Origin of the sequence: Streptomyces longispororuber (assembly GCF_024448165.1) — a bacterium.
GTDB lineage: Bacteria > Actinomycetota > Actinomycetes > Streptomycetales > Streptomycetaceae > Streptomyces > Streptomyces longispororuber_A.
On record NZ_JAMOLN010000059.1, the window covers coordinates 37326 to 45824 of the forward strand.

The window sequence follows — 8499 nt, forward strand, 5'->3', positions numbered from 1 at the left end:
ACTGGGTCCGTGGCTGCTGCCCGAACTCCCACCCAGGCTAGAAACCGCTGATCAGTGCCACTACGAGGGTAACCGTTTGGCAAAGTGCGGTGATCCGCGCCGGTGACCCCGCGGTTTTCCGCAGGGTCACCGGCACGTGCGGGGCCCTATGCGGGCAGCCCCCAGCGCGGCGCCTGCGCGTTCGGCGTGACCGGTGAGATCCGCAGGTCGGGGCGCTCGCCCGCGGCCGTGATCAGCGCCGACTCGCCCCTGCCGAGCCTGATCCGGATCGCGCCGTCGCCCGCGTCCTCGTACGACAGCTTCCGGCCGCCGTGCCCGTCCCGGACGTCGATCGCGCCCGCGATCCCGTGCCGCACGACACACGGCGCACCGGCCTCGCTCGTCACGCGCACCCACCGCGTGACGCCCTTCTCGCGGACGGCGCTCAGCAGGAACGCGCCCTGCGTGCGGAAGTCGTGCACCGCCAGGTCCGCCCAGGCGGCGGGCAGCGCCGGGAAGACCCGGATGGTCCCGCCCCACGACTGGCAGACCATGTCGTGCAGCGACTGGGCCGCCGACAGCGGCGTCTCGATGACCGGCCCCGACTCCTTGTACATGGTGTTGGCCTGGATGAAGCGGCTCATCAGCTGGCCCAGGTACTTCAGCGCGTCCTCGCCCTTGCCGAGCAGCGCCGACATCGAGGCGGCGCCCGTGAACGTGTAGCCCTGGAGCGCCCCCTCGAAGCCGACCCAGTGGGCGAGGGACTTCTCGATCAGGGCCCGCTCGTCGGCGTCCTCGCCGGTCAGCTCGTACAGCGGATAGACGGCCAGCATGTGCGAGTAGTGGCGGTGCGACTTCGCGAAGGGGATGTCCGCGCCGATCATGAAGCCGTTCGCGTCGGTCGGGTACGCCACCCGCTTCGCGAGCACCTCCCGCCAGCGCGGCGCCAGGTCGTCGTCGATGCCGAGCACCTCGGCCGACTCCAGCAGGGTCCGGCAGCCCCAGGTGAGCAGCATCAGGTCGTAGTTGCAGTCGCGGGTGTTGCCGCCGTACTCGGGCGAGAAGGTCGCCGGCAGGTGCAGCCTGCCGTCCGCGCCCGGCTCCAGGAAGTGCAGGTAGTAGCTGATCGCCTTGCGCAGCAGCGGGTAGAGGGTGTCGCGCAGGATCCGCTCGTCCATGGTGTGGCGGTAGCTCAGCCACACGTTGTGCAGCGCCCAGGTGAGGTTGCCGACCTCGGGCGTGGGGGTGGCCTGGCCGGGGATGCCGACGCCGTAGCCCTGGGCGTTGCTGGTGGCGCCGCCGTTGACCAGGTGGATGTCGGTGGTGCGCGGGATGCCCAGCGAGTCGGCGCGGTACGGGGCCGCCATCTCGGCGGTGAGGTTGTCCCGGAACTCGCCGAGCGCCCGGGTCACCGCGTCGAGTTCGAGGTGGTTGGAGCCGTGGATCAGCCAGTACTCCAGCTGCACGTTGAGGTTCCACCAGGTCGCGGGCCACGGGGTGGGCTCCAGCCAGGGGCCGCTGGTCGCCATGACCGGGGCGTCGCGGCGGGCCGCGGACGCCGTCTTGTACAGCTGGATCCAGTAGAACCGCTGGATCCGGGCGTCCGGCACCGACAGGAAGCTCTTGCGGTAGTACGCGTGCCACCAGGCGCGGTGCCCGGCGGCGAGGGCGTCGTAGGGGAGCCGGGCGACGTCCCTGACCGCGGCGAGCGCCTTGTCGCGGGCGGTGGCCTTCGGGTACGAGTGCCGCACGGTCACGTACAGGGTGCGCACCCCGTCCCGGTCCCGCTCGCGCCACGCGGTGACGTGCTCGCCGCCGGACAGCAGCGACTGCACGGACGCCGTCACGTCCCCGTCGTACGAGCCGACCTCGGCGGGCGGATTGCCCTCGTACCCGGCCGGTATCGGCTGGAACGCGGCGCGCGGGCTCTTCGCCTCGGCCGGGTGGAAGACCCACCGGAAACCGGCCTCGCCCTCGCTCGGGGTGACCTCGACGGCGAGCACGGAGAGCGCGTTGGTGACCTGGGCGCGCAGTGTCAGGGTGCCCTTGTCGGTGGTGAGCGTGCCGGTCAGTTCGGCGTCGCGCAGCCGCAGCCGCCAGTCGAGGCCGGTGATCGTGCCGACGGGCTCCAGGGTGAAGTGGCCGATCGGCAGCCGGGCGAGACCGAAGAGCGAGCCGAACTGCGGCCGGTGGTCCTGCACCTCGGAGTGCTGGACGTTGAAGCGGACCGCGTTCTTGCCCGGCTCCTGGTAGATGCCGCTGCCGAGCAGGCCGTTGCCCAGGTACGGGCCCTCGTACCAGGTCGTCGGCATCTTCTGCCAGACCAGGTCGGCGTCGTCGAGGACGGTGCGCCAGGCGTCGGGACCCGCCTGCACCGGTCCGCCCTGCACCGGTCCGCCGCCGGCGGTGACGGGCCCGGCCGCGGTCGCCTGTCCGGGCAGGGTGCCCACCAGGGCCGCACCGCCCAGCGCGGATCCGGTGGCGAGCACGGTTCGTCTGGACGGGCTTGGCATGGCGCCTCCTGGGCTCGACGATTCATCGGAGCTATCCCGCGCTGAAAGCTAGAGATGAGGCACTGGTGAGTCAATAGTGAGGGATAGATCCGATCTACTCGTCCGCCGTCCTCAGGTGAGCTCCGCTCTCGGAGAAGCTGCGCGGAGCGCATGCCTCGGGGCGCGGGGAACTGCGCGACCAGCCGCCGACGACCCGCGGACGCGGCGGCGCACCGTCACGGCGGACCATCGGACCGGGCGCCTCAGCCCCAGATCAGGGCTCCCACCCACGCACCTACGATCAGCAGACACGCGAACAGCTCGGCCAGCACGCTGGACCCTCCGGCCCGCATGGCCGTCCTGGTCGAAGCGGCAGCGTCCCCGTGCCCGCCCAGCCGCAGCCGCTCCGCGACGTAGATCCCGCCGACGAAGCCCGGGATCGCCCCGATCACCGGGACCACGCAGAAGCCGACGACCGCCCCCAGGCCCATCCACAGCGCGAGCTTGCGCGTCGCGCCCGCCTGCCGCAGCCGGCGCGGCGGCAGCTGCCAGCGCAGCACCTGCGAGGCGAGCAGCACGACGGTGGCGCCCACCAGCACGCCCCAGGCCAGACCGGACGGATCGCGCAACGCCCACACGGCGACCGCGGCCCACACCAGCCACGAACCGGGCACCCCCGGCACCAGCACCCCGCACACGCCGAGCGCCATCACGGCCCCGACCAGCAGGAGTTCCCACGGTCCCATCTGCCAAGGGTCCCCCAGCCGGGGGGAAAGCGCAGGTCAGCAGCGGCCCAATGGGACGTCAGCGGGCGACCCAGCCCCGCTCGTACGCATGCCATCCGAGCTGCAGCCGCGTCGTCACGCCCGCCAGCTCCATCAGCCGCTTCACCCGCCGCTGCACCGTCCGCAGACCCAGGTCCAGCTGCTTCGCCACGCTCGCGTCGGTGAGCCCGGCCAGCAGCAGGGACAGGATCTCCAGATCGGTACCGTCCGGTCCCGAGCCGTCGGCCTCGTCCACGTCACCGCCCTCGCCGAGCCGCAGCGGCAGCGCCTCGCGCCACACCGCCTCGAAGAGCCCGGTGAGCGACTCCAGCAGTCCGCTGGCGTGCACCACGAGCGCCGCCGGCTCGGCCTCGCTCGACGTCAGCGGCACCATGGCGAGGTTCCGGTCGACGACGACCAGCTTGGTCGGCACCCGGTCCACCACCCGCACCTGCTCGTTCCGGCCGATCGCCGCGGACAGGTCGGTCAGGCCCGACGGCTGGGAGAGCACCTCGCGCTCCAGCACCACCCGGTAGGTCACACCACGGCCCACGGCCTGCGCCTCGGCGTCGTTGTCGCCCGCGGTGACCGCGATCGGGTTGCCGGTGACGAGCGCGCACACCTCCTCGGACGCGCCGAGCTGGATCTGCAGGAAGCGCTGTGAGACGGCGGCCGACCCGGTGACCACCTCGACGAGGTCGTGCGCGGCGGGCTCGGAGGCCTGCGACCGGTACTCCTCGGCGAGCAGCGCCGCCGCCAGCTCCGCCTTCTCCAGTTCGTGCCGCTGCTGGATGAGCAGCGCGCCGAGCGCGATCCCGGGCGGCGCCGCGACCCAGCGTCCGGGCCGTGCGGACGACCGGGCGGCGAGGCCGTGCCGCTCCAGACGGCGCAGGGTGCGCTCGGTGTCGTGCTCGGCGAGCGTGAGCCGGCGCGCGAGATCCTGCACGTCGGCGGCGCCCACCGACACCAGGGCGCGGTACGCCGTCTCGTGCACCTCGTCCAGACCTATCGCACCCAGCATGCGGCGATGCCCCTCCCTGGCGTTCCGTTCCGTCACCCCCGTGGCGGGAAACAGCCACGGCGCATTCCCGCCGCGCCCATCTTCCCTGTACCGGCCGTCACTCTGCCAATGTGGCGCCACCGCAGCACCAACACCCGCCGGGAATACGGCATTTCTCCCGTATTCACCTGCGCTTCTTCACTTGGGGAGAGCGATGCGCCCGATATCGCGTACGGCCCTGGGAGCGGCGACCGCAGCCGTTCTGGCCGTCACGGCGGCCGTCCCGTCCGGGGCCGCGGAGGGGAGTGCCCCGGACGGCGGCCGGCCGCTCGTCGGCAGCGCCGCCGCCGCGTCCGCGAAGAACACCACCGCGACGGTCACGCTGGTCACCGGCGACCGGGTCCTGGTCACCACCGGGGCCGACGGCACCGCCACCGCCACCGCCCTGCCCGCCGCCGACGGCAGCACGGCACTGCTGCAGACCCGGCAGTCCGGCAAGGACCTCTACGTCTACCCCGACGGCGCCGCCGCCGCGCTCGCCGCGGGCCGCGTCGACGAGGAACTCTTCAACGTCACCGGGCTGATCCGGCAGGGCTACGACGACGCGCACAGCGCGACGCTCCCGCTGATCGCCACCTACGACACGTCCGTCGACGTCGCCCGCAGCGTGCCCGCCACCCCGCGCGGCGCGAAGCGCGGCCTCGTCCTCGACCCGGTCGGCGGCGTCGCCCTGCAGGCCGACAAGAAGCAGGCCGCCGACTTCTGGGCCGACGTCACGAGCCCCCGCTCCCGCGCGGCCGGCGACCTCAAGAAGCTCTGGCTCGACGCCAAGGTCCAGTCGCTGCTCGCCGACTCCACGCAGCAGGTGCACGCCGACCAGGCGTGGGCCGCCGGCTACGACGGCAAGGGCACCAAGGTCGCCGTCCTCGACACCGGCGTCGACACCGAACACCCCGACCTCAAGGGCCGGGTCGCCGAGTCGAAGAACTTCACCGACTCCGCGGACAGCGACGACCACCAGGGCCACGGCACGCACACCACGTCCACGGTCGGCGGCTCCGGCGCGGCGAGCGGCGGCAAGGAGAAGGGCGTCGCCCCCGGCACCACCCTGCTCAACGGCAAGGTCCTCAACGACGGTGGCTCCGGCGCCACTTCGTGGATCATCGCCGGCATGCAGTGGGCCGTCGACGAGGGCGCCGACGTGGTCTCCATGAGCCTCGGCAACCCGTCCGAGCTGGACTGCTCCGACCCCATGTCGCAGGCCACCCAGGAGCTCGCCCGGTCCGCGAAGAACACCCTCTTCGTCATCGCCGCCGGAAACTCCGGACCGCACAACAACACCGTCTCCGCGCCGGGTTGCGTCCCCGAGGTGCTCACCGTCGGCGCCGTCGACAGCGACGACGAGACCGCGAGCTTCTCCAGCCGCAGCCCCGTGCAGCGCACCCACACCCTCAAGCCGGAGATCGCCGCGCCCGGCGTCGCGATCAAGGCCGCCGCCGCGGGCGGCCGGGGCGTGTACGCGTACCAGTCCATGAGCGGTACGTCGATGGCGACGCCGCACGTCGCGGGCGCCGCCGCCCTCGTCAAGCAGCGCCACCCCGACTGGACCGCGCAGCAGATCAAGCAGGCGCTGGTCGCCTCCGCCGACGCCGGCATCCCCGGCGACGTGCGCGAGACCGGCGGCGGCCGGCTCGACGTCAAGGCCGCCGTCGACCAGACGGTCCTCGGCGCCGGCGCCGTCCAGGGCGGCACCTTCAACTGGCCGCAGGACAGCAGCGACCGCACCACCGTCCAGGTGCCGTACACCAACACCACCGACAAGCCGGTGAAGCTGACCCTCGCCGTCGACGGCGTCACCGGCAACGACGGCTCCGCCGTGAAGTCGCCCGTCGCCAGGCTCGGGGCGCGCTCCGTCACCGTCCCGGCCGGCGGCACCGCGCAGGTCCCGCTCGCCATCGACCCGACGGCCACGCTCAAGGCCGCCCAGTACGGCGACGTCACCGGCCGTGTCCTCGCCACCGGCCCCGGCGGCACGCACCTCAGCACCCCGTTCTCGCTGTACGTCCAGCCCGAGACGGTCACCCTGCGCGTCAAGGTCGTCGACCGCCGCGGCGACCCCGCGGCCGGCGCCTCCTCGCTCGACCTCATCGGCACCGACGACGTGTCCGGCGAGCGGCGCGTCAACGACGGCGCCACCGACCAGACGTACCAGGTCAGGCCCGGCGCGTACTTCCTCTCCGCGTTCGTCGCGACCCCGGCCGCCGAGGGCACCCTCGTCGACTCCGCGACGTTCCTGTCCCGCCCGCAGCTGAACCTCACCAAGGACACCACGGTCGTCCTCGACGCCCGCAAGGCCCACGAGCTGAGCGTCAGGACCGAGCGGACGTCCGAGGTCCGCGGCGCCACCCTCGGCTTCGCCCGCACCTTCGGCACCGACCACTGGCTGCACGCGGCCAGCATCCAGGGCTCGCGCACCGTGCGCGGCTACTACGCCGACGTCCAGGGCGAAGTCCGCGACGGCGACTTCGAGTTCGACAGCTTCTGGCGCGCCGCGGCTCCGCAGATCAGCGCGTTCGGCGTGGTCGGCGGACCCGCCCTGCACCCGGTGACCGGCTCCACGAACTCCTCGAACCTCGACGGCACCGGCACCGCCGAGATCGTCGACGGCGGCGCCGGCACGGCCGCCGAACTGGCCGCCACCAAGGGCAAGCTGGCCCTGGTGAAGCTGCCCGCGGGCGCGAGCACCACCACGGTCGCGCAGGCCGCCGTCAAGGCCGGCACCAAGGGCGTCGTCCTGTACCGGGAGGCCGCGGGCCGCTGGTACCCGGCGGTCGGCTTCGTCGGCGCGCCGCTGCCGATGCTCGCCGTCGAGACGGCGGAGGGCACGGCGCTCGCCGCACGCGTCGCCGCGGGCAGCACGACGCTGCACTGGAAGGCGACGGCCAGGAGCCCGTACGTCTACACGCTCGCCTTCCCCGAGAAGGGCCAGATCCGCTCCGGCCGCACCTACCGCGTCGCCGACAAGGACCTCGCCGCGAACAAGGCCACGTACAAGGCGATGGGCGTCGCCACCGACTACATCGACCTGCCGTCGGTGTCCCGCCCGAACGGCCTGGCCACCTCCTTCGGCGACCTCGGCCTGGTCGCCGCGCCGTCCACCCGCACCGAACTCTTCTCGCCCGGCACCACCGGCTACGGGCACCAGGTGTCCAGCAGCTTCCCGTGGGGCGAGTTCATGATCGACCCGGTGCGGACGTACGAGAAGGGCGAGAAGCGCACCGAGGAGTGGTACGGCGGCGCGCTCGCGCCGACGACGCCGCTCGGCGAATCCGGCGAGCAGGTCCTGGCCGCCGAGCGCCAGGGCGACCTGATCGGCGTCGCGCCCGGCTTCTGGGGCGACGGTGAACACCAGGGCGTCCAGGGCTCGTTCGGCGACATCGGCAACGTCGAGCTCAAGCGCAACGGCGAGTCCCTCGGCTCCACCGGCTGGCCGTTCGGCGTCTTCACCGTCCCGGCCGACGACTCCGCCTACGAACTGACCCTGAACACCGCGAAGCTGAACAGCGGCAGCAAGATCTGGCAGCGCTCGCCGCGGACCAGCACCACCTGGTCGTTCCGCTCGCACCTGGAGGAGAACACCTACTCGCAGGGCATCCCGCTGCTCTTCCCGCACCTCGCCCTGCCCGAGGACGACATGAAGACCGTCGCGGCGGCCGCCGGCCGGCAGATCGCCCTGACGGCGACGGGCCACGCGGGCTACACGCCCGGCGAGCTGACGAAGGCGTCCCTCTCCTACTCCTACGACGGCGGGGAGACCTGGACCGAGGCCACCACCTCGCGTCAGGGCGGACGCTGGACGGCCACGGTCGACCACACCGGAGCCACCGGCAAGGAGGTCACGCTGAAGGTGGGGCTGACCGACTCCAAGGGCAACGCGGTCACCCAGACGGTGACCCGGGCGTACGACGTGCGTTAGTTCGGACGCTCACCCGATCCGGTCCGCCGGGCGGCCTTCCCGTGGGGGGTGGGGCCGCCCGGCGGACCATTTCTGCGGGGGAATTTTCCCGATGCCCCGTTTTCGTACGGCCCGTGCTGTGGACAATAAGGGCATGAGCCAGCAGGGGGAGAGGCCCACCGATCGCCCGGTCCACGAGGACGACTGGTGGGGCCAGTTGTACGACGAGGACGCCGCCGACACCGGGTCGAGCCCGGCCGCCGACAGCCTGGACGACCGCTTCGCGTCGGCCGGGGCCCTGACCACTCC

At 72.7% G+C, this 8499-nt stretch carries 4 protein-coding genes and 1 pseudogene; 2 read left to right on the plus strand and 3 right to left on the minus strand.

Annotation, left to right across the window (positions count from 1 at the left end):
- Nucleotides 1–146: 146 nt before the first annotated feature.
- From M4J07_RS18455 to M4J07_RS18465, 3 genes are all read right to left on the minus strand, one after another.
- Nucleotides 147–2492: a glycosyl hydrolase family 95 catalytic domain-containing protein gene (locus M4J07_RS18455; protein WP_255973248.1), complete on the minus strand. Its 2346-nt coding sequence runs from the start codon at nt 2490–2492 to the stop codon at nt 147–149.
- 242 nt (nt 2493–2734) lie between these two features.
- On the minus strand, nt 2735–3217 hold the full coding sequence (locus M4J07_RS18460) for a DUF456 domain-containing protein (RefSeq protein WP_255973249.1): 483 nt from the start codon (nt 3215–3217) through the stop codon (nt 2735–2737).
- Between the two features lie 58 nt (nt 3218–3275).
- Entirely contained in the window at nt 3276–4256 is a 981-nt protein-coding gene (locus tag M4J07_RS18465; protein ID WP_255973251.1) for a helix-turn-helix transcriptional regulator, read from the minus strand.
- A gap of 193 nt (nt 4257–4449) precedes the next feature.
- On the opposite strand from M4J07_RS18465, the gene M4J07_RS18470 reads away from it, so the two are divergent.
- Together M4J07_RS18470 and M4J07_RS48680 are read left to right on the plus strand one after the other, a co-directional pair.
- Nucleotides 4450–8211: a S8 family peptidase gene (locus M4J07_RS18470; protein ID WP_255973253.1), complete on the plus strand. Its 3762-nt coding sequence runs from the start codon at nt 4450–4452 to the stop codon at nt 8209–8211.
- 133 nt (nt 8212–8344) lie between these two features.
- Nucleotides 8345–8499: pseudogene (locus M4J07_RS48680) on the plus strand (protein phosphatase 2C domain-containing protein); the annotation flags it as partial.

What these genes read in the sequence shown, in the direction of transcription:
- M4J07_RS18455 (WP_255973248.1), bottom strand. Translation starts at nt 2,492, where the DNA reads ATGCCAAGCCCGTCCAGACGAACCGTGCTCGCCACCGGATCCGCGCTG.
- M4J07_RS18460 (WP_255973249.1), bottom strand. Translation starts at nt 3,217, where the DNA reads ATGGGACCGTGGGAACTCCTGCTGGTCGGGGCCGTGATGGCGCTCGGC.
- M4J07_RS18465 (WP_255973251.1), bottom strand. Translation starts at nt 4,256, where the DNA reads ATGCTGGGTGCGATAGGTCTGGACGAGGTGCACGAGACGGCGTACCGC.
- M4J07_RS18470 (WP_255973253.1), top strand. Translation starts at nt 4,450, where the DNA reads ATGCGCCCGATATCGCGTACGGCCCTGGGAGCGGCGACCGCAGCCGTT.